Origin of the sequence: Paraburkholderia piptadeniae (assembly GCF_900007165.1) — a bacterium.
Lineage (GTDB): Bacteria > Pseudomonadota > Gammaproteobacteria > Burkholderiales > Burkholderiaceae > Paraburkholderia > Paraburkholderia piptadeniae.
Genome location: NZ_CYGY02000123.1, coordinates 1 through 20,238, shown reverse-complemented (window position 1 = coordinate 20,238; position 20,238 = coordinate 1). Strand labels below are relative to the sequence as shown.

The window sequence follows — 20,238 nt, the reverse complement described above, 5'->3', positions numbered from 1 at the left end:
ACGCTCAGGCATCGAGCTTCGCGGGCGCCATGCGCGGCGTCAGCGCGTGCATGATTGCGAGCGCAAGCAGATAAGCCAGCGCGCCGATCGCGAACAGCACCCAGTAATGGCCCGTGCGTTGCAGCACCTGGCCGATCACTTCCGAGAACAGCACGCCGCCGACCGACCCCGCCATCCCGCCGATACCGACCACGGCGCCGAGCGCGCGGCGCGGAAAGAGATCGGATGCCGTCGTGAACAGATTCGCCGACCAGCCCTGATGCGCGGCCGCAGCGAGGCCGACGATGCCGACGGCGACCCACAGGTTGTCCGCTTGCGACACGAAGGCGATGGGCAGCACGCAGCATGCACAGATCAGCATGGCCGTCTTGCGCGCGGCGTTCACGGTCCAGCCCTTGTGCAGCAGCGTCGACGAGATCCAGCCGCCGCCGATGCTGCCGACCGTCGTGATCGCATAGATGACGACGAGGGGCAGGCCGATGTGCTGCATGTCCATGCCGCGCGACTCGTTGAGCCACTTCGGCAGCCAGAACAGATAGAACCACCAGACGGGATCGGTCAGAAACTTGCCGATCAGGAACGCCCACGTCTCGCGCTTCTTGATCAGCTCGCCCCAGCCGGGCGCGCGGGCGCTAGCGTTGCGGGCGTCGAGCGCTTCGACTTCGTCGCGCGGTTCGTCGAAGGCTTCGTCTTGCGCGCTTCGGTCGGCGGGGCGATAGATTGCGAGCCACGCGGCCAGCCACACGATGCCGACCGCGCCGATGATGATGAACGCCGCGCGCCAGCCGTAGATCACCGCAATGGGCGGAATGATCGCGGGCGCGAACACCGCGCCGATGTTCGCGCCCGAGTTGAAGATGCCCGTCGCGAGCGCGCGTTCGCGGCGCGGAAACCATTCGGCCGTGGTCTTGATCGCGGCCGGAAAGTTGCCGCCTTCGCCGATGCCGAGCAGCGCGCGCACGGCCGCGAAGCCCATCACCGAACCGACGGCCGCGTGCAGCATCGCGGCCACGCTCCACACGAGCATCGCGCCCGCATACGACAGGCGCGTGCCGAGCCAGTCCACGACGCGTCCGAAGCACAGCAGGCCGATCGCATAGAACGCGGAAAAGGCGATCACGATGCGGCCGTACTGCACCTGGGTCCAGCCGATTTCATGCTGGAGCAGGGGCGCGAGCAGACCGAGGATCTGCCGGTCCATGTAGTTGATGACGGTCGCGAAGAAGAGGAGCGCACAGACGGTCCAGCGGAAGCGGCTGGCGACGCGCACGACGCCGACGACGGCAGATTGCATGTATGTCTCCGTTCGCGCCGCCGCTCGTCGCGCCGCGTCTTTTTTCATGGCCGGCGACGAGCACCGGGACGGAACGCATCGCGCGGCGGGGGCTTTCCGCTCGGGCGTGTTTCCGTCTTGTTTGGAAAACGTTTTTCTAAGAATAGAGGGTTTGTCGTCGCTTGGCTAGTACGTATTTTCAGCTATGCCGTGCGTATGAGGGCGCGATGGGCTCGCCGATTCTGCCCCATGAAAGGTAATCGTTTTCTTAGGGCGGCGCGACCAATCAACGGCTGCATAGGGCGCACACGGCACGCTTCAATCGCGAGCGTGCGTCACGGCCAGTTGCAACACGTTTTCGAGTTCGGGCAAGCCGACGGGTTTGGTCAGATGCAGATCGAAGCCTGCGGCCTCGGTTTTCGCGCGGTCCTCGCTGGTGCCGAGCCCCGTCATCGCCGCGATGATCGTGCCCGGCGTTGCAAGCGCCTTGCGGATATGCGGCAGCGCTTCGAAGCCCGTCATCTTCGGCATCGACAGATCGAGCAGCACGAGATTGGGTTGCAGCGTCTGCGCGCATTCGATGGCGGCCTCGCCGTCGTAGACGGCATGCGCTTCGTGACCGAGCACTCCGACGAGCATCGCCATGCTGTCGGCGGAATCGATGTTGTCGTCGACCACCATCACCTTCAGATCGGCGGGTTGCGCGGGCGTCGGCTTGTCATCGTGTGTGCCTTCGTCGGTGACGGTCTGCGTGTATTCGGGCAGCCATACAGTGAACTCGCTGCCCTTGCCGCGTCCTTCACTGTGCGCTTCGATATGACCGCCATGCAAATCGACGATCGCGCGCGCAAGCGTCAGGCCGATGCCGAGCCCGCTCTTGTTCGCCTGTTCTTCCGTCGGCGTTTCCTGCACGAAGAGATTGAAGATCGCATCGATGGCGCCGGGATCGATGCCGCGCCCCGAGTCCGCGATACGGATCGCAACGAGGCGGCCCGAGCGGAACACCTGCATGCCGATCGACGCGCCTTCCGGACTGAACTTCGACGCATTGTTCAACAGGTTCTGCACCACCTGGACCATGCGCGTGAGATCGCCTTCGATGTGCATCGGCGCATCGGGCAGCGATATGTTCAGTGTCTGCCCGCGCGCGGCGAGAAGCGGCGCGCTGCCTTCGATGCTCAGTTGCGCGATGGCCTGCATCGACACCGGCTTCGGCTCGATCTGCACGCGTCCCAGCGTGACACGGCCTGCGTCGAGCAGATCGTCGACGAGCCGCGTGAGATGCGACAACTGCCGGTCGATCAGTTCGTGCTCGGGCACGAACGCGCAATGATCCGCCGACTTCAATTGCAACATGCTGACCGCGTTGCGCAGCGGCGCGAGCGGGTTGCGCAACTCGTGTCCGAGCAGCGCGAGGAACTGGCTCATCCGCTGGCTCGATGCTTCGAGTTCTTCGAGCCGGCGGCGGCGCGACATGTCGCGCGTGATCTTCGCGAACCCTTGCAGCGTGCCGTTCGGATCGCGCAGCGCCGTCGTGATGATGTTCGCCCAGAAGATCGTGCCGTTCTTGCGCATGCGCCACTCTTCCACTTCGATGCGGCCTTCGCGCGCGGCAAGCTCCAGGTCGCGCTGCGGCCTGCCTGCCGTTACGTCTTCGGGCGTGTAGAGCATGGCCGCCGGTTCGCCCACCACCTCATGCGACTGATAGCCCATCACCTGCGTCGAACCCGCGCTCCACGTCGTGATATGGCCTTGCGGGTCGAGCATCGTGATCGCGTAGTCCTTGATCGCGTCGACGAGCACGCGAAAGCGCTTGTCGAGTTCGCGCGCGTTGAAGCGCTCGGTGACGTCGCGCACGAAATACGCGAGTTCGGCGCGGCCGTCGAACTGCACCGGGCACATGGACACTTCGGCGGGAAACTCGGTGCCGTCGATGCGGCGCGCGACAAGCTCGGTGTGGCTGCGGCTCGCGTGGCCGCTTGACTCTTTAGTCACTGTGCTTTTCGAGCCGCTCATCGTGCCGTCTTCCACGCCGTGTTCCGACGCGAGCCTGAACACGTCGAGCGCGGCGTAATGCGTTTTGCAGCGCGCAGGGAAAAGCGTGTCGAGTATCGCGCGCCCCATCACCGCATCGCGCGCATAGCCGAACGTGCGCGTCGCCGCGTCGTTCCAGTCGATGATGATGCCGTCCGTGTCGGTGCACACGAATGCGTCGTGCGTGGTATCGAGCACGAGCCGGCGGCGCAGCAGCGATGCTTCGAGCTTGCTGTCCGCGGCTTCGCGCAGACTGATTTCGGTGCGCAGCCGCGCGATCGTGATCGCGTTCTGTTCGATGAGCGCGCGGTTCTCCGCGAACACGCGCTGATGCGCCATGCCCGATGCGACCAGCGACGTGATGCGCTCAAGCGTTTCGACGTCCTCGGCGCAAAACCCGTCGCGAGTGCTCGACATCAGTTTGACGACGCCCGCCACTTCGGCCTGATAGAGCAGCGGCGCAACTACCATCGACATTGCGCCGACACGCTCGCACGCCTGCGCATCGACGCGCGGATCGCTCGACGTATCACTGCTGTACAGCAGATGCTTTTCGCGTGAGCACAAGCCCGACAGGCTGCCGTCGCGCCTCAGGCGCAGCCCGACGTGATGCGCAATCGTGCCGCTGCACGCGCGATACACCATCTCGTCGCCTTCCACCCATTCGACCACTGACGCATGCGCGGCGGGCACGAGTTCGAGCAGCGCATCGGTGACGAGGGACAGGAAGCGGTCGAGATCGAGCTTCGCGGCGGCGATACGCGAGTGCGCGTCGATCAGCTTGCGCAGGCGCGTATTGGCCGAACGCTCGCGGTTGAGTTGCGCGGCGATATCGGTGATGTCGATCTGTCGATCTTGACTGCCATTCATCGTAGGCGGCTCCGTTCGACGCCAGCGGGCGGTCGCTTGAAAGAGCATCGCAGACGCCGTTCCTGAATCGTCCGACTGCCGCGATGCAGCTAACGGCACCGCGTGCATGCAGTCTGACTATGCAGTGTGCATGGACAAGCGAGGCGCTCTTTCGATGGTTATACACGCTGGTGCTTTCCTGCGTCTAACACTTCGTCTGGCACGTCGTCCGGCACGTCGATTGATTGCGCGCGCCCGCATTCGACTCTGACGATTATAAAAAACGAACGTTGTTCGCGCCGCGAGCCACGCAGCTCGATATGAGCCGCCGATGCCCATATCGCTTTCTTCTTTTAGCGCTCAGGGTTTAGTAGTAACTCTCAGGCTAGACGGGAAACCCGTCGGCGAAACGCTCGCGGAGATAGCCGACAAAAAGCCCAACCGCGCGCGGGACATGCGATGCATACGGCCGCAAGATATAGAGCTGTTCCGCGAACGCCCCCGTCACGCGCCAGTCGGGAAGCACGACGACCAGCTTGCCCGCCTGCACGGCCGCCTGAGCCGTGAAGTCGGGCACCAGCGCAATGCCGAGGCCTTCGATTGCGGCGTCCCGCAGCGTTTCACTGTTGTTGGCCGAAAACTGTCCATTGACGGGCAGCGTGACAAGCTGCGCGGCCTTCTTCCGCGCGGTTTTGCGCTCGAAGGACCACATCGGCTCCCCCGTCGGGCGCGGATAGAACAGGCAATCGTGAGCGGCCAGATCTTCGGGTGTCTTCGGCGTGCCGCGCTTGCGCAGATAGGCACGCGTCGCGACGATCACCGAGTGCGTGTCGCAGAGCTTCCAGGCCACGTGCGTATCGGGCGGCTCCGCGCTGTGGCGTATCGCAAGATCGAAGCCCTCTGTCGCGAGCGAAACGAGCCTGTCGGACACTTCAAGCTGAACACGCACCTCGGGGTTGGCCAGCAGGAACTCATGGAGTTTCGGCACGAGCTGCTGCCGCGCGAATGCGACGGGTGCCGTGACACGCACCAGTCCGCGTGGCACGCCCGACAGTTCGCGGACCTGCGCGAAGCTGGCGGCGATCTGCGCATACTGGCCGCGCGTGCTGTCGACGAGTTGCTGGCCCGCTTCAGTCAGGCGGACGCTGCGCGTCGTGCGCTGCACGAGCGAGATGCCCGCTGCGCGCTCCAGTTCGGCGATGCGCTGGCTCATCGCCGCCTTGCTGACGCCGAGACGCGCGGCGGCCGCCGTGTAGGTGCCTTGTTCTGCGAGCATCGTGAGCCAATGCAGATGCGCCCAGAGCTCCTCGATATTTTGCGTATCCATACACCGATTGTTCACCATAGAAAACATTGATTTCAATGGTAGCGTCTTTCCAGCGCGTGCGCAGCTTCATACACTGCTTCTGAAGCCAATCACCAAGGAGCCGACATGCAAGCCTATATCGACAGCGCAGACGTGGGACATTTCATCCACGGCGAACGAGTCAACGGAACGGGAACACGCAGCCAACCCGTCTTCAACCCGGCGACGGGCGCGCGGGCCCGCAAGCTGCTGCTGGGCGAGGCAGCCGATGTCGAAGCCGCCGTCGCAAGCGCGAAGGCTGCGTTTCCGAAGTGGCGCGATACGCCGCCCATCCGTCGCGCGCGCGTCATGCTGCGCTTCCTCGAACTGATGAACCGGCATCGCGACGAACTGGCGGCCATCATCACGGCCGAGCACGGCAAGGTGTTCTCCGACGCGCAAGGCGAAGTGTCGCGCGGCATCGACGTAATCGAGTTCGCGTGCGGCATTCCGCAACTGCTCAAAGGCGATTACACGGAGCAGGTCTCGACGGGCATCGACAACTGGACGACGCGGCAGCCGCTCGGCGTCGTTGCGGGGATCACGCCGTTCAACTTTCCGTGCATGGTGCCGTGCTGGATGTTCCCCGTTGCGATCGCGGCGGGAAATTCGTTCGTGCTGAAGCCCAGCGAGCGCGATCCGTCGGCATCGCTTTTCATGGCCGCTTTGCTGAAGCAGGCGGGCTTGCCTGATGGTGTATTCAACGTCGTGCAGGGCGACAAGGTGGTCGTCGATGCGTTGCTCACGCATCGGGACGTGAGGGCCGTGAGCTTCGTCGGCTCGACGCCCATCGCGAACTATATCTACGAGACGGGCGCGAAGCACGGCAAGCGCGTGCAGGCGCTCGGCGGCGCGAAGAATCACATGGTCGTGATGCCGGACGCCGATCTCGACAAGACCATCGACGCACTCGTCGGGGCGGCGTACGGCTCCGCTGGCGAGCGCTGCATGGCGATTTCGGTGGCGCTTCTCGTCGGCGATGTGGCCGACAGGATCATCCCGAAGCTCGCGGAACGTGCGCGCAATCTGATCGTCAAGAACGGCATGGAAGCGGATGCGGAAATGGGCCCTATCGTCACGCGGCAGGCGCTGGAGCGGATCGAAGGCTATATCGCCGAGGGCGTGAAGGAAGGCGCGACGCTCGTCGTCGATGGGCGCGGCCTGAAGGTGCCCGGCCATGAAGACGGATTCTTTACGGGCGGCACACTCTTCGATAACGTCACGCCCGAGATGCGCATCTACAAGGAAGAAATCTTTGGCCCGGTGCTCGCTTGCGTGCGCGTGAAGGATTTCACGGAAGCCGTCGAGCTGATCAACGCGCACGAGTTCGGCAATGGGGTCGCGTGCTTCACGCGCGATGGCCACATTGCGCGCGAGTTCGGCCGCCGGATCGAGGTCGGCATGGTTGGCATCAATGTGCCGATTCCCGTGCCGATGGCATGGCACGGCTTCGGCGGCTGGAAGCGCAGCCTCTTCGGCGACACGCACGCATATGGCGAAGAAGGCGTGCGCTTCTATACGAAGCAGAAGTCGATCATGCAGCGTTGGCCCGAGAGCATCGAAAAGGGCGCTGAGTTTGCAATGCCGACCGCGAAGTAACGCGCGATCCGAGCTTAATTGAGCGACTCGTACGACTGGATGGACTCTCACCGTCCCGCTCCGGCAGCGGAACTGTCGGAGTGAATGCATTAGTACATGACGATTGCTGGCCGCATGGCGAAACAGCGGCCAGCATCACACACGGTAGCGCCACTGCGCGTCAAACGAGTGTTAGCGCCACGTCGATATTGTTGCGCGTAGCGTTCGAGTAGGGGCACACGATGTGCGCTTCAGTTCGACTTCGATGCCGAAGCCGTTGGGAATGGGGCCAATGCCGGCACTGCCGTCGATCGATGCATCGGCGGGCATCGCGATCTTGTCGCGTGCCGCGACGAATTTCATTGCTCCGATAAAACATGCACTAAAACCGGCACCGAAAAGCTGTTCCGGATTGGTGCCTTCTCCACCCTGGCCGCCGAGTTCCTTCGGCGTGGTCAGCTTGAAATCCAGTCTTACCTCCGGCACGACCGCGCGGCCGTCGCGGCCCCCCGTTGCCTTTGCATGTGCGGTGTAGAGTTTTCGAGCGACATTGCGAACTCATTCGTTGTGGGTTGCGAGTTGAACGCCTACGGCGAAAGCAGCGTACTTTGGGCTAACATGCGTTCGACACATCATAATCACCACGCCCGGAGATATCAGCATGTCGGCATCGCGTTCACTCGATCTCACCGCATTTCCGCGCTACCCGTTGATCGAAGGGTCAACGCCCATTCAGCATTTGAGCCGATTGAGCAACGCGCTCGGCGACGTCGATATCTACGTGAAGCGCGACGATCTGATGGGGCTCGGCGGCGGAGGCAACAAGCTCAGGAAACTCGAGTTCCTCATCGGTGAAGCGACTGCGCAGGGCGCGGATACGATCGTCACGGTTGGAGCGCGGCAATCGAATCACGCGCGGCTCACGGCGGCTGCGGCGGCGAAAGCCGGTCTTGCTTGCGAGCTGGTGCTGACGCGAACGGTGCCGCGCTATGACACCGACTACCTCGACAACGGCAACATCCTGCTCGATACGCTGCTGGGCGCTCGCATCCACGATCTGCCGGGCAATGCCGACGCGATGGCATTCGCGATGACACGCGCCGACGAGCTGCGCCAGGCCGGGCACAACGTGTATCTCGCCCCGCTCGGTGGTTCATCGGCGACGGGATGCCTCGGCTATGCGGCGTGTGCCTCGGAGATCCTCGCGCAGGCGCACGACGCCCGTCTCACCTTCGACCGCATCGTGTTGCCCAATGGCAGCGGCGGCACGCAGGCTGGTCTGGTCGCGGGTATGGCGGCGATGAGCGAAGACCCGACGCGCGTCGTCGCGTACAACGTGTTGGCGACGCACGAGAACACCGTGTCCAATACGCGGATAAAGGCGGCGGAAGCCTTTGCGCTGCTGCGGCCCGGCATGATGCTGCCCGAAGGAAGCGTTGTGGTCGAGGACGGCCAGCGCGGCGAAGGCTATGGCATACCCACCGATGCGATGCGCGAAGCCGTGCGGCTGCTGGCGAGCGTCGAAGGTTTGCTGCTCGATCCCGTGTACAGCGGGAAGGCGTTCGCCGGCCTCTTGCAGAGCGTCAGAAGCAAAGTATTCGCACCGCGCTCGAAAGTCCTGTTCCTGATGACAGGCGGTCTGCCTGGCCTGTACGCGTATCGGAGCGCGTTTTAACCGCGCGTCTCAAACGAAGCAAGGAAGGCCGGGGTCAGGCGTTATCCGTTCTGCACGCCACGGATAACGCCTGGTTTTCGTCAGCTCGCTTTAGCCAGTTGTTCCCGAATGGCGGCTTCCGTCTTCTCGTAGTCGCCTTCGCCGAAGTGGCTATAGACCACACGTCCCTTCTTGTCGATCAGATAGAACGCCGGCCAATATTGATTGCCGTACGCGTTCCAGGTCGCATACTGGTTGTCCTGCGCGACAGGGTAGTGCAAGCCATATTGAGCGATGGCCGCGCTGACCTTTTTCGTGTCGCGCTCGAACGGGTACTCGGGCGTGTGGACGCCGACTACCACGAGACCCTGGTTCTTGTACTTCTGATGCCAGCTCTCGACCTGGGGCAGCGTATGGATGCAGTTGATGCACGTATAAGTCCAGAAATCGACCAGCACCACTTTGCCGCGCAACTGCTGCAAGGTGAGCGGCTCGCTATTGAGCCATTTGTCGATGCCCGTGAATTCCGGTGCCGGCTTGTTCTGTTCGACGGGCATGGTCGTCGCTGCGCCGCTGTTGGCGACCGTTGCGCCCAACGCGGCGATAGCGGCCAATGCGGCAAGGGTAATGACGGTCTTGAGTCGGGTGAACATGTCGGCGTCCTTTTAGTGAAAGACATTCGAGAAGGAATGACCGTATTGAAGCGGCTGCGCGTATCGGGGCTGTGTCGGACTGTCGGGCATTTGAATCGTCATGTATCGAAGGCGCTACCCGATACATTGGGACACAAATGACCGTGCCGATTGAGCTATAAAACAGGCGTTGACAAACGATGGAGCAAAACATGAAACGTCTGTTGGCTATCTTCTTCTTGCTTGCGGGTGGACTCGCTGTCGAGATCGCGCACCCCATTCAGTGTTCGCTGATCAGCGCGAGCCGGCCTTTGGAAAAGCGCCGGAAATCGCGCACGTAGCTTCAGGAAAGTGAATGCCGGCTGATCGCATGGGCGTCATGCGCGGTAACACGTTGATTCAGCCAGTGCGCATTCAGGCTTTGGTGTACGATGAGGTCCACCTTGCATTGCCGTTCGCAGCGAACGGTCCTGTCGATCTCATCGAGGTACACAGCATGGATGTTGCCGACCTCAAGGTATTCGAGGCGGTTGCCCGTCACGGCAGCATGAACAGGGCGGCCGCCGAGCTTCATACGGTCCAGTCCAATGTAACGGCGCGAATCCGCTCGCTCGAACGGGAAATCGGCGTTGCGCTTTTTCATCGTCATGTGCGCGGTGTCAGCCTCACGCCAGCAGGGCAACGGATGCTGCCGTACGCCGCGCGCATGACAAAGCTGCTTGCAGACGCGAAGCTCGCCGCGCTCGACGACGGACCGCCTTCAGGCACGCTTGCGTTAGGCACGCTGGAGACCACGGCGGCGCTCAGGCTGTCACCCATACTGAGCCATTTTGCGCGCGTTTATCCGCAAGTCCGCCTGTCGCTGACAACGGGAACGAGTAGCAGCCTCACGGAAGATGTCGCGGAATGCCGGCTCGACGGCGCGTTCGTCGCGGGGCCTGTCGATCATCCGGATCTGCATGCCGAGACGATATTCGAAGAAAAACTCGTGCTGGTGACGCCACGCACGGTGCGTTCGGTCGAGGCTTTGCCGGCAGTCAAGGATCTCAAGACCATCGTGTTCCGGTTGGGTTGCTCATATCGTCAGCGGCTCGAAGCGCTGCTTGCTGAAATGGGCATCCTTACCGCGACACCGCTCGAATTCGGTTCGCTGGATGCGATCATCGCGTGTGTCGCGGCGGGTATCGGCATTACCCTGCTGCCGCGCGGTGTCGTCACGCGCGCAGCCGAGCAGGACATCGTCGCGATCCATCCCGTCGCCACAAGCACGGCTTGCGTCTCGACGCTCTTTATCCGCCGACACGACGCTTATGTATCGAGCGCCATGCAGGCATTCGTCGAAGTGGCGCGTTCGGGGCTCGGCCCCGTTGTAATGGCCGCTGCCTAGGCCGCTTGCGCGTGAGTATCGACGAGCCGCGTCCGTCGGCTGACGCTATTGCGGCGAAAGAACTCGGTGCAAAAGTCGACGAATGTTCTGAATCGCGCGGGAAGCAGTTCTCGATGCGAGTAGAACAAGCAGATTTCAACTTCGCTGTCCGGCAGCGCACAGCCCGGCAGAACGGGAATGAGCTTGCCCTTCGCAAGGTCTTCGCGCGCCATTGCTTCGGGTAGCTCCGCGATGCCGGCGCCCGCGAGTGCCGCGGCGCGCAGCAGCACATCATTGCCATCCATCGACGATGCGGGAACCACCTGCACCGGCTCGCCGTCTTCGATCATCTGCACGTAGTTCGAGTTTTGTTTCCGCGACTGTGAAGGCAATAGCAGGAAGTGCCCGGTGAGATCGGCCGCGCACCGGGGCATGCCGGATCGGGCGAGGTAGTCGGGCGATGCCGCGAGCATCCGCGGCGAATTGAACAATGTCCGCCGGATCACGGCCGACTGCTCGACCTGATGCGGCGGAAGTATCGCCATGTCGAACTGTCCGTCATAGAGATTGACGGCGCCTTCGTGTATCGACACGACGAGATTGACATTGGGCGCAATCGCGCGATACCCGGCCAGAAACTGCGAGAACGTGTCGCCGATCAGCATCGGATGAACGGCGAGACGCAGCTTGCCGCTGTCGACTTCACGCTCGCGAGTCATGCGGCGGTTGGCTTCGTCGAGTTCTTCGAGCAGGCGGCAGCAGCTCACGTAATACGATTGTGCCTCTTCGGTCAGCGTGACGGACCGTGTCGTGCGATGAAGCACACGGGTCTGGATCGACGCTTCGAGCTTTGCAATGGCCTTTGAAATGGACCCTGTCGTGACGCCGAGCGACGCGGCCGCCTTGCTGAAGCTCTGATGCTGCGCCGCCGCGACGAATGCTCTCAACATGTAAAGCTGGTCCATGTTCAATCCCGGTTCCATTGCCGCTTCACAGCACTGCCATTACTTTAGCAACGGATTCCGGAGAGAACGCGCGGTTTGTTTTGATAGGGGTATCACCGCGAGAGATAGCTAGTGGATCGAGCGGTCCCGCTGAAGAATGGAATGCGAATGCGGCCGCAATTTCCGCTCAGGTATTCATGTGAATGCGCGGATCGAAATCGAATTCGAGCCGGATGCCGCCGGGTTCGTAGATCATTGTGTGCCGCTTGGGTCCCGCGCCGAGGTTCTCCGGCGCAAAGTCGACCTTGACACCCGGCCACCGGGAAACTCGCTCGAACACTGCGCCGAGTTCCTCTTCACTGCGAACACGAAAGGCCAGATGATGCAGCCCGACATTTGTCTTGCGGTCGAATTCGATGCGGTTGGCAGAATCGGCGACTTGCCAAAGCGTCACCATGATCTTGCCGTCCGATACGAAAGCGGCAGGGTAGTCGGGTTTTTCTCCGACCTGCGTCCAGCCTAGGCAATTGATAAAGACGTCACTCGTCACGTTAAGATCGCGAACGGTCAGTCCGACGTGATCGATACCGGCGGTGATCGGTTGGGTCGTCATTTTCGGGTCTTCCTGTGCAGTCGGGGCGATCACGGCGTTCGGCGCGATCGATGCAATTATAGGAACGCGAACTCGCGAGGATTCTTGAGCGGCAGGAAACGGACATTTGCGAGTGAGGCATTGTGCTGGAGCATCGCATGGCGATTATCGCGTCATGGCCCATAATGCAAATGCCTCGCGGTCATGCTGGAATACGTGTCTATTGCGGCCACGCGGCCCTCATCTACACTTGATACTCATGCGCTCGCGGATACGCGACAGAAGGAGCCGGTAATGACAAACAACACGACCACGGCGGCAAGCGAGCCGATCACGATCGGCGGATTGACGATCCGGTATCTGATCGACGGAACCGCGACGGGCGGAATGGGCGTATTCGAGTTGACGGTGCCGCCCGGCTCGCGCGTGCCGCCGCCGCATAGTCACACGAACAATGAAGAGTGTGTCTATGTGCTGGAGGGCACGCTCCGCTATGCCGTCGATGGTGTCGTGCGCGATCTCGCGCCTGGCGACTGGATGCACACGCCGCGCGGATCGGTGCATGCGTTCAGCAATCCCCACGGCGCAACGGCGCGCGCGCTTATCGTTCTTACACCTGACATCGGGGCGCAGTACTTCCGCGATGTCGGCGCGGTGGTCGATGCCGGTGGTCCGCCTGATCGCGCGAAGCTCTTTGCCGTCATGTCCGCCTACGGACTGGTGCCCGCTGCGCCGCAATGAGCGACGGCACGCGTGACGGCGAAATAGCGGACCCGACCGTTTAAGGCAACTGCTTGCGCCTGCAAAAACTTGCCCTATACAAACGTTTGCGCTGTTGGTGTGAACTTCGACGTCGTGCATACTTGCACGCTGTACGCATTCGAGAATGGGCATCTCGGTGTGGTGCATGCATTTCGAACAAGACCACGAGAGGAGAAGACCAGCCATGCCGTTGGTGCCGCTGTCGCAACGGGAAGTCACGATCGGGGTTCCGCTGCCATTCTCCGTCTATACGGTGGATGGCAAGCTGCTGATAGGCCGGGGACATGTCGTTCACAGCGAAGCGCAGTGCCGGAAGCTGTTCGCTTTAGGCGCGTACCGGCACACATTTCCCGGCGAGCACCGCGACGATGCGAAGCCGGCACAAGACGACGCGCCCATACCCGCGGCGCGCACGCACCGCAATCACGACGAGCAGGACTTTGTCGGAAGCTTTCCGACGACAGGATGCGTGCCCGAGGATTTCGTGGTCACGCTCGCGGACGACAGCGAAATTTCGGCGCGCACGCAGTTCGTTGGCCTGCTGGAGAAGGTCAGTGTTCTCCTGGCTGGCAATGACATCGATCCCGCTTTCATGCGAGGCGCGGCCGTCGACGGTCAGTTCATCGCGGGGCGTTACCGCTATTCGTTCCAGTCGGAAGTCATCGGCCGCCACGCGACGCCATTCGAAGTGCTCTATTTGCGCTATCCCGCGGAGGTCCGCTCGCGCACGCTGCGGCGGAATGTTCGCGTGGGCATCGACGTCACTGCGCGTCTGTCGAGAAACGACCGGCCGATGGCGGGCACTGAGGTGCGCGCCGTCGATCTCAGCTCGACAGGCGTGGGCCTGCTCGTGAACGCGAATTCGCCTGCGCCCGGCGAGCACTTCAAGCTCTCGCTGCCGCTCGCGCGCGCGGGCCGCGTACGCACGGCGCCGCTTAACTGCATTGCGCGCAACCGGCGCACGAAGGGCGGGGAAACCCTGATCGGCGCGGAGTTCGGCAATACGTCGGGAGAAGTGCGCGCGCTCGTGAGCGACTTTGTGCTGGATGTACTGACGGGGGCCGTTGCGCGCGAACATCCCGTGGCGGGCGAAGGGCGGTTCGCATAAGCTGCCACAGGACCGAAAAAAGGCCGACGTCGCCGTCGGCCGAATTGATTCCCGTGGTTGCGAGGGGTGCACGGAAACCGGTATTCATGATATCGACGTGCAGATGAAGGGACGCTTAAGGACCGTACAGTGCGAAGCGCACGGCAGAAATATCTGGGCCGAGTCGCAGGAAGGGCAGGGCGAGATCGTGCGGTTCGTTATTCGGCTCGAAAAAGGAACGTGCGATGAGCCGTGCTGGGATGAACGACCGATGCCCGCCAATGCGGACGCGATGAAATTGGCGTCTGTACTGAGGAATGCGAATCCGCTCTGAGATGGCACGTCATGCGGCGGATAGGCGATGCTATTCGCCGCGTTTCTGTTTATGTATGGGCGACGTGACGAATACGGAATGCGCAGCGCGCTTACGTCCAGTACTTATAGTCGCTCATACTGCGCTCATAGCCGTGAACGTCGTAATGTTCGCGACGCTTGCGCGCAGCAGCCCGGCCGTCTCCATCGGCTTTCTGCGCCTGCGCGCGCTCGCGTTCCGACGAGACAGGGCTAGGTGATGCCGCTTCGGCGGCAAGACGTTCAAGCGGCAATTGTGCATTCGCTCCGACGACGAGAATCGCCTGCATCAGGCCAGGCGCCTGATACGCGCATGTCGCGGCAAGCGCGATACTGCAAGCCGCAATGGCATAACGTACCCGAAAGTGAGGGAAGCTGATCGTGTGCATCATACGTTCTCCACTGCGCGCGTGAGACGGCCAGGCGTCTCATCCTTATGCTCGTCCTGAAGAATGCTGTCGGGCATTTGTCTAAAGTGCGGCGTCAAAAAATCGATAAAGGTTTTGATCTTCGCGTCGACACGATGTCTACATGAATAGACGGCAAATACGCTGGTGTTTTGAAGGTGCGAATCAGCGAATAACCAAACAAGCCTTCTATTGCGAATATCGTCAGCGACGCAATGAACGGGCAACGCCGCGACGCTCGCGTCCCGCAAGCGTCGCGAGGCGGCCGCCTAGGTATCGTCGATGATGAGCTCGATGACGCGCGAGAAGATGCGCATCCTCGTGATCTTGCCCATTGAACCGTTCACTTCGTGCTTTCTGATTCACCTGGCGCGTGGGCTGATGAATGCTTTGGCTCCCTGAATGAGCGATAGAACGAGGCGATGAAATGGACCTTGCCTACATTGGGGTGCCCGGTTAATCGATGGATTCAACCCTTCATACGTTCGTATGGGCGCGTGTTCGCGCAGCGGGTAACGGACCCTGATGGGAACATTGCTTGCTGCCGCTCAGGAACGTCGCCGCGCATAAGCCGCATGGGAGCATCATCCGGCAACGGAGGGCAGATCATGCTTTACTACGCTCTGGTTTTTTTCATCATTGCGCTCATAGCTGCTGTATTCGGCTTCGGTGGAATTGCAGCAGGAGCGGCGAGCATCGCGAAGATCCTGTTCTTCCTGTTCCTCGTCATTTTCATCATGACGCTGCTCATGGGTGTCGTACGGCGCTGACGGTTGCCACATTCCATCAGCGTAATCGTGGCGGGGTACTCCCGTCCTTCTTGATGGGTCATCGCGCGCCAGTGCAATCGCATGCGTATGATGACCCATTCGGCTTTGCCGATATTCACCACCTCGCCAGACTTTCGATCTGCCTTTATTGGCAGCGCCAATCGAAAACACGGCAAATAACTGAATCAACCCTGAAATAAGCCCTTTTCTATCGTTTTGGAAATGGCGCAGGCATTGGGCATAATGCTAGCTGTACACTACGGTTGAAAAAGGGACGTTTCTTTTTTACCGACTGTCATTGCACCAAAGAGCTGGTCCCCACCTCGCTCGCGGCCCTGCCGCAGCCCAGCCCAATTCCACCCAGCCTCGTTGCGCGCATCGCGCGCGGTGCTCTCCCTATTATTTTTTCACGTTCATCCGTGAAGGCCACGATTTGGCCCGTTTTAGGAATCAACTGATGAAAGCGGCAAAGAATACGTTCTGGTCCCGTTATGGCCGCTATGTGATGCTTGGCGTGATCGCAACGGCCTTCGTGGCGCTTGTCACGTTTTTGCATCTACGCCACGAGCAGCGCAATGCGATGGCGTCGCCGGTACTCGGAGGCGTCGCGAGCGAAATGCGTAAAGACGCGTCGCCGTGGACCCATCAGGAAAGAGACGCGTCCGAAATGCTGCGCGACATTCGTGAACACAACGTAACGGCCATCGGCGTGAGCCCGAATGCGATCCTCGTGTCGACGGGTGACGGAGCAAAGTACTACGTCACCGATCACAACGCGGCCTTTTCGAATGCACTGCTGCTCGGCGAAATGAAGGCGGACGCGCGTTCTCCGTATCAACTCGTATGGCTGCCCGATGCGAATGTCCGCACGGGCTCCGCGCGTTGGGTGGAGGCATTCGACAAGACGCGCGACGTGATCAGCCTGCTGTTGCCCCTGTTGCTGATCGGCGGACTCGCGTGGTTCATGCGACGTGAAATGACGGGCGGCGCGCGGCTGCTCGAAAAGACACCGTCACTGTCCTTCGACGACGTGATTGGCGCGGGCGAAGCAAAAGCGGCATTGGCCGACATTCAGGCCTATCTGACGAACCCGAAGCAGTTCTCCGGCATGGGCGTGCGCGCGCCGTGCGGCATTCTGATGACGGGCGGCCCCGGCGTGGGCAAGACGCGTCTCGCGCAGGCGCTCGCGGGCGAGTGCGGCGCGAATTTCATTTCGATCACGGGCAGCTATTTCAGCGCGAAGTACTACGGCGTCGGCATTCAGAAGGTCAGGCACCTGTTCGAACTCGCGCGCAAAAATGCGCCGACCGTCATCTTCATCGACGAAGCCGACGGCCTTGCCAAACGCACGGACACGGGCGGCGGTCCCGTCGAAGCCGAGAGCAATCGCATCATCAACCAGTTGCTCGCGGAGATGGACGGCTTCGAATCGAATGAAGGCGTGGTTATCGTCGCGGCGACGAATCACCCGGACAATCTCGACGAAGCGTTGCGCCGTCCAGGCCGTTTCGATCGGACGGTGCAGGTGCGTTTGCCCGATCTCGAAGATCGCGCGGACATCATCCGTTTCTATGCCGAGAAGCTGAAATCGAAATCCGACGACATCGACTTCAACCAGCTTGCGCGATTGACAACGGGGCTTTCGCCCGCGACGCTTGCGATGGTCGTCAATCAGGCGGGACTCGTCGCGCGCAAGGCGGGTGATGACGTGATCGCATCGAAGCATTTTGTCGAAGCGATCAAGATCGCGCGTATCGGCGATGTGAATGGCGCGGAGCGCGCGCTCACCGAAGACGAGCGTACCCGTATCGCCGTTCACGAGGCCGGCCATGGGCTCGTCGCCGCGCTGCTCGGCACGGGTGTACTCGAAGAGGTCACGATTTTGCCGCGAGGCGGCGCACTGGGCGTCGCGCTCATCACGAAGACGCAGGACAAGCACCTGTATCGCGAGACCGAGATGCGCAACGAAATTCAGGTGCTATTGGGCGGCCGAAATGCCGAATTGCTGACGTTCTCGGAAGCATCGAGTGGCGCGGCGCAGGACTTGCAGGAGGCATCGCGCATCAGTCTGGACATGGTGTCGAAATTCGGCTTCAACGCAGATGGCAATCTGTTCAGTCTTGCCGCGCTGCCTACCCAATACGCGGGTTTGCAGATGAAGAACGCGATCGCACACGCGAACATTCTGCTCAAGGATCTGAACGAAGCCTGCTATGCGCTGTTGAGCGACAACGCGCCGGTGCTGCGCGCGATTGCAGACCAATTGCTGGAATCGGAGACAGTGCCGGGTGAAACGGTTTATCGCCTGATCCACGAACACAAGGCGAGCCGGGAGGGGTTGCATCTTGCGGAGCAGCCGGCGGCGGCCTGATCAATTCGTGCACGACTGCGGCGCCCGCACTTGCGAAACAAAAGAACAGCGAAACAAAAAACAGGAACTTCTACGGAATACATTTTGTCCACGAACCTCGCGGCCCTTTATTGGGCGAACTCACAGTCAAAGCGCGAGGAGGGCTTGCAGATGGACAAAAGCCGCGTTGCCGCGCTCGACGCCGGTCGAGCGCTCGCGATCGTCGGGGTTGTCGCCGTACACCTGTCGTTTCAGTTTCCCAATCTGCCGCATGCCGTGAAGTTGCTGGCCCGCATGGGCCAATATGGCGTGCAGCTATTCTTCGTGATCAGCGCGATCACGATCTTCATGACGCTTGAAACCGATCACGCACGTTGCGTGGATGCGCGTCACGTCACATTGCGTTTCTATATCAAACGCTTCTTTCGCATCGCTCCACTGTATTACGTCGCAATTGCCGTCTATGGGCTGATCAGCTATGGCGCAATGGAGTCGGGGTACGAGCGGGCATGGGTGCTCGGCTCGCACGGTCCCATCGATGTTCTGCTCAACATACTGTTTTTGCACGCGCTGTCGCCGACGGCGATCAACAACGTCGTGCCTGGTGGATGGTCAATCGGCGTGGAGATGCTGTTCTATCTGATCGCGCCACTCCTGTTCTTCGCGGCAATGAATCGCGTGCGGCTCGTGCTGGCGACGTTGGTGCTGCTGGCGCTTTCCATTGCGTCGATGTCGATCGGAGATTGCCACGGCACACTCGACTGTCACGTCAGAAACAACTCGTTCAGCTATTTCTGGCCGCCCGTGCAAGGGCCGTGCTTTATCGTCGGGATGTGGGCGTGGTATGGCTTCCGTTCGCATTTGATGGGGACGTCGAACGTCACCCGGCGCGCGGCGTGGCTTTATTTCACGCTCGCACTGGCATTTGCGCTTGCGACTGCCGCGCTCGGCGTATGGCTTGCAAAAGGGCATCAATTCGCGCCCGTGTTTGCTGCATGCAGCGCGGTTGCGTTCCTGTTGTTCGTGGGCTCGCAGTGCGATGCGATACGCGATCTGATGAGATCGCGCGGTGCGTTCGTATTTCGCCGATGTGCAGCGGCGTTGGGCCGCGAAAGCTATGGCATCTATCTGTGGCACTTCATCTGTGTGTACGCGACATTTCATTTCTTCGCGCACATATTCAGGCAGACCGATCAGGATATGTCGATTGCGCTCTTCATCGCGACCGTGCTGATCGCGCTCGCTGCCTCATATGGGTTTTCGCGCCTCTCGGACCGGCTGATCCAGGGCCGCGCGACGCAACTGTCGCGCAAGCTGCTCTCGCACGTCGATGGGCGCTTTTACCCGGCACGGCGTACCTGACGCGAGTGCATTCGAATGATGGGCGCGATGCATCGTTCGTTGAAAGCTCGTTGATAGAACGTGAATGCACATCGTCAGCGATAGCGCGAATACGCGCCAATCATTCGGCAACCGCAGCACGACTCAGCACGCATGCAATCGTGTGTCGATGCCGTGCCTGTTCTCCTGTTGCGGTTCACGGACGCTGGCCGCTGCGCCCCATCACACAGGCATTCGCGCGGCGTTATGTTTATTAGACATGACCCTCATGCGCAATTTGCATTGGACGGCGCAGTGTCATTCCGGGGACTATCCGGCACTCGCTCGATGGCATGCGCTCTATCGACAACACGTCTCGCAGTGCACATTGCGACAGCTGTTGCGCTTCGCTATCGAATTACAAGGAAAGCCGGAATATTCAGCGTCGGGATGAAATGGCCTGGCGGTTCCGTGCATCTGAGATATGAGGAAGACAATTGAATAGCTCGATTCAACGGCACATTGGCCCATTCGCGCTGATGCTGACGGGGCTCGGCTCGATCATCGGATCGGGCTGGCTGTTCGGCGCCTGGAAGGCGGCCAAGATTGCAGGTCCGGCCGCGATCTGCGCGTGGGTGATCGGCGCAGTGGTGATTCTCGCGATCGCGCTGACGTATGCCGAGTTAGGGTCGATGTTCCCCGAGTCGGGCGGCATGGTGCGCTACGCGCGCTATTCGCACGGCGCGCTGGTGGGCTTCATCAGCGCATGGGCCAACTGGATCGCGATCGTGTCGGTGATTCCGATCGAGGCTGAGGCCTCCATCCAGTACATGAGCACGTGGCCGTACGAGTGGGCGCACAACCTGTTCGTCAACGGCGAACTGACGACACCGGGGTTGCTGCTTTCGGCGGTGCTGGTGGTCA

General features: G+C 61.3%; 17 protein-coding genes and 1 pseudogene. 10 read left to right on the top strand and 8 right to left on the bottom strand.

Annotated features, from left to right (window positions below; all coding sequences use genetic code 11):
* Window positions 1-4 precede the first annotated feature (4 nt).
* The 3 genes from BN2476_RS41535 to BN2476_RS41525 all read right to left on the bottom strand — a co-directional run bounded on the left by BN2476_RS41535 (window position 5) and on the right by BN2476_RS41525 (window position 5,483).
* Window positions 5-1,294 (bottom strand): MFS transporter, encoded by a 1,290-nt coding sequence (locus BN2476_RS41535; protein ID WP_087739998.1) that lies wholly within the window; start codon window positions 1,292-1,294, stop codon window positions 5-7.
* Window positions 1,295-1,591: 297 nt separating this feature from the next.
* Window positions 1,592-4,177, bottom strand: coding sequence for a PAS domain S-box protein (locus BN2476_RS41530; protein ID WP_087739997.1), 2,586 nt, complete (start codon window positions 4,175-4,177; stop codon window positions 1,592-1,594).
* 364 nt (window positions 4,178-4,541) lie between these two features.
* Window positions 4,542-5,483 (bottom strand): LysR family transcriptional regulator, encoded by a 942-nt coding sequence (locus BN2476_RS41525; protein ID WP_087739956.1) that lies wholly within the window; start codon window positions 5,481-5,483, stop codon window positions 4,542-4,544.
* 105 nt (window positions 5,484-5,588) lie between these two features.
* On the opposite strand from BN2476_RS41525, the gene BN2476_RS41520 reads away from it, so the two are divergent.
* Window positions 5,589-7,100, top strand: coding sequence for a CoA-acylating methylmalonate-semialdehyde dehydrogenase (locus tag BN2476_RS41520; RefSeq protein WP_087739955.1), 1,512 nt, complete (start codon window positions 5,589-5,591; stop codon window positions 7,098-7,100).
* Window positions 7,101-7,260: 160 nt separating this feature from the next.
* On the opposite strand, the pseudogene BN2476_RS41515 reads toward BN2476_RS41520, so the two are convergent.
* Window positions 7,261-7,616, bottom strand: a pseudogene (locus BN2476_RS41515) (organic hydroperoxide resistance protein); the annotation flags it as partial.
* 124 nt (window positions 7,617-7,740) lie between these two features.
* On the opposite strand from BN2476_RS41515, the gene BN2476_RS41510 reads away from it, so the two are divergent.
* On the top strand, window positions 7,741-8,754 hold the full coding sequence (locus tag BN2476_RS41510) for a D-cysteine desulfhydrase family protein (protein WP_087739954.1): 1,014 nt from the start codon (window positions 7,741-7,743) through the stop codon (window positions 8,752-8,754).
* 80 nt (window positions 8,755-8,834) lie between these two features.
* Here BN2476_RS41510 and BN2476_RS41505 read toward each other — a convergent pair whose 3' ends face one another.
* Window positions 8,835-9,386 (bottom strand): thioredoxin family protein, encoded by a 552-nt coding sequence (locus tag BN2476_RS41505; RefSeq protein WP_087739953.1) that lies wholly within the window; start codon window positions 9,384-9,386, stop codon window positions 8,835-8,837.
* 191 nt (window positions 9,387-9,577) lie between these two features.
* On the opposite strand from BN2476_RS41505, the gene BN2476_RS49425 reads away from it, so the two are divergent.
* Both BN2476_RS49425 and BN2476_RS41500 read left to right on the top strand, forming a co-directional pair.
* A complete protein-coding gene (locus BN2476_RS49425; protein WP_268958028.1) occupies window positions 9,578-9,706 on the top strand; it encodes a hypothetical protein in 129 nt (42 codons plus the stop codon).
* Window positions 9,707-9,861: 155 nt separating this feature from the next.
* The gene (locus BN2476_RS41500) at window positions 9,862-10,752 is read left to right on the top strand and encodes a LysR family transcriptional regulator (protein WP_087739996.1); all 891 of its coding nucleotides are present in this window, start codon (window positions 9,862-9,864) and stop codon (window positions 10,750-10,752) included.
* Here the strand turns inward: BN2476_RS41500 and BN2476_RS41495 are convergent.
* Entirely contained in the window at window positions 10,749-11,696 is a 948-nt protein-coding gene (locus tag BN2476_RS41495; protein WP_087739952.1) for a LysR family transcriptional regulator, read from the bottom strand. The genes BN2476_RS41500 and BN2476_RS41495 overlap by 4 nt on opposite strands.
* Window positions 11,697-11,862: 166 nt before the next feature.
* A complete protein-coding gene (locus BN2476_RS41490) occupies window positions 11,863-12,288 on the bottom strand; it encodes a VOC family protein (protein WP_087739951.1) in 426 nt (141 codons plus the stop codon).
* A 273-nt stretch (window positions 12,289-12,561) separates the two neighbouring features.
* On the opposite strand from BN2476_RS41490, the gene BN2476_RS41485 reads away from it, so the two are divergent.
* Both BN2476_RS41485 and BN2476_RS41480 read left to right on the top strand, forming a co-directional pair.
* Complete coding sequence (locus BN2476_RS41485) at window positions 12,562-13,008, top strand: cupin domain-containing protein (RefSeq protein ID WP_087739950.1); 447 nt, start codon at window positions 12,562-12,564, stop codon at window positions 13,006-13,008.
* Between the two features lie 205 nt (window positions 13,009-13,213).
* On the top strand, window positions 13,214-14,137 hold the full coding sequence (locus BN2476_RS41480) for a PilZ domain-containing protein (protein ID WP_087739949.1): 924 nt from the start codon (window positions 13,214-13,216) through the stop codon (window positions 14,135-14,137).
* Between the two features lie 404 nt (window positions 14,138-14,541).
* Here the strand turns inward: BN2476_RS41480 and BN2476_RS41470 are convergent, their stop codons facing one another.
* Window positions 14,542-14,859: a hypothetical protein gene (locus tag BN2476_RS41470; protein ID WP_235851205.1), complete on the bottom strand. Its 318-nt coding sequence runs from the start codon at window positions 14,857-14,859 to the stop codon at window positions 14,542-14,544.
* Window positions 14,860-15,482: 623 nt separating this feature from the next.
* On the opposite strand from BN2476_RS41470, the gene BN2476_RS41460 reads away from it, so the two are divergent.
* The 4 genes from BN2476_RS41460 to BN2476_RS41445 form a co-directional block, all read left to right on the top strand.
* Window positions 15,483-15,644, top strand: a complete 162-nt coding sequence (locus BN2476_RS41460) for a DUF1328 domain-containing protein (RefSeq protein WP_087739946.1) — start codon at window positions 15,483-15,485, stop codon at window positions 15,642-15,644.
* 457 nt (window positions 15,645-16,101) lie between these two features.
* Window positions 16,102-18,015 carry an AAA family ATPase gene (locus BN2476_RS41455; RefSeq protein ID WP_087739945.1) on the top strand — a complete coding sequence of 638 codons (1,914 nt, stop codon included), beginning with the start codon at window positions 16,102-16,104 and terminating at the stop codon, window positions 18,013-18,015.
* Window positions 18,016-18,165: 150 nt separating this feature from the next.
* Window positions 18,166-19,356 carry an acyltransferase family protein gene (locus BN2476_RS41450; RefSeq protein ID WP_087739944.1) on the top strand — a complete coding sequence of 397 codons (1,191 nt, stop codon included), beginning with the start codon at window positions 18,166-18,168 and terminating at the stop codon, window positions 19,354-19,356.
* Between the two features lie 455 nt (window positions 19,357-19,811).
* A partial coding sequence (locus BN2476_RS41445) for an APC family permease (protein ID WP_143811188.1) occupies window positions 19,812-20,238 on the top strand: 427 nt, incomplete at its 3' end.

What these genes read in the sequence shown, in the direction of transcription:
- BN2476_RS41535 (WP_087739998.1), bottom strand. Translation starts at nt 1,294, where the DNA reads ATGCAATCTGCCGTCGTCGGCGTCGTGCGCGTCGCCAGCCGCTTCCGC.
- BN2476_RS41530 (WP_087739997.1), bottom strand. Translation starts at nt 4,177, where the DNA reads ATGAATGGCAGTCAAGATCGACAGATCGACATCACCGATATCGCCGCG.
- BN2476_RS41525 (WP_087739956.1), bottom strand. Translation starts at nt 5,483, where the DNA reads ATGGATACGCAAAATATCGAGGAGCTCTGGGCGCATCTGCATTGGCTC.
- BN2476_RS41520 (WP_087739955.1), top strand. Translation starts at nt 5,589, where the DNA reads ATGCAAGCCTATATCGACAGCGCAGACGTGGGACATTTCATCCACGGC.
- BN2476_RS41510 (WP_087739954.1), top strand. Translation starts at nt 7,741, where the DNA reads ATGTCGGCATCGCGTTCACTCGATCTCACCGCATTTCCGCGCTACCCG.
- BN2476_RS41505 (WP_087739953.1), bottom strand. Translation starts at nt 9,386, where the DNA reads ATGTTCACCCGACTCAAGACCGTCATTACCCTTGCCGCATTGGCCGCT.
- BN2476_RS49425 (WP_268958028.1), top strand. Translation starts at nt 9,578, where the DNA reads ATGAAACGTCTGTTGGCTATCTTCTTCTTGCTTGCGGGTGGACTCGCT.
- BN2476_RS41500 (WP_087739996.1), top strand. Translation starts at nt 9,862, where the DNA reads ATGGATGTTGCCGACCTCAAGGTATTCGAGGCGGTTGCCCGTCACGGC.
- BN2476_RS41495 (WP_087739952.1), bottom strand. Translation starts at nt 11,696, where the DNA reads ATGGACCAGCTTTACATGTTGAGAGCATTCGTCGCGGCGGCGCAGCAT.
- BN2476_RS41490 (WP_087739951.1), bottom strand. Translation starts at nt 12,288, where the DNA reads ATGACGACCCAACCGATCACCGCCGGTATCGATCACGTCGGACTGACC.
- BN2476_RS41485 (WP_087739950.1), top strand. Translation starts at nt 12,562, where the DNA reads ATGACAAACAACACGACCACGGCGGCAAGCGAGCCGATCACGATCGGC.
- BN2476_RS41480 (WP_087739949.1), top strand. Translation starts at nt 13,214, where the DNA reads ATGCCGTTGGTGCCGCTGTCGCAACGGGAAGTCACGATCGGGGTTCCG.
- BN2476_RS41470 (WP_235851205.1), bottom strand. Translation starts at nt 14,859, where the DNA reads ATGATGCACACGATCAGCTTCCCTCACTTTCGGGTACGTTATGCCATT.
- BN2476_RS41460 (WP_087739946.1), top strand. Translation starts at nt 15,483, where the DNA reads ATGCTTTACTACGCTCTGGTTTTTTTCATCATTGCGCTCATAGCTGCT.
- BN2476_RS41455 (WP_087739945.1), top strand. Translation starts at nt 16,102, where the DNA reads ATGAAAGCGGCAAAGAATACGTTCTGGTCCCGTTATGGCCGCTATGTG.
- BN2476_RS41450 (WP_087739944.1), top strand. Translation starts at nt 18,166, where the DNA reads ATGGACAAAAGCCGCGTTGCCGCGCTCGACGCCGGTCGAGCGCTCGCG.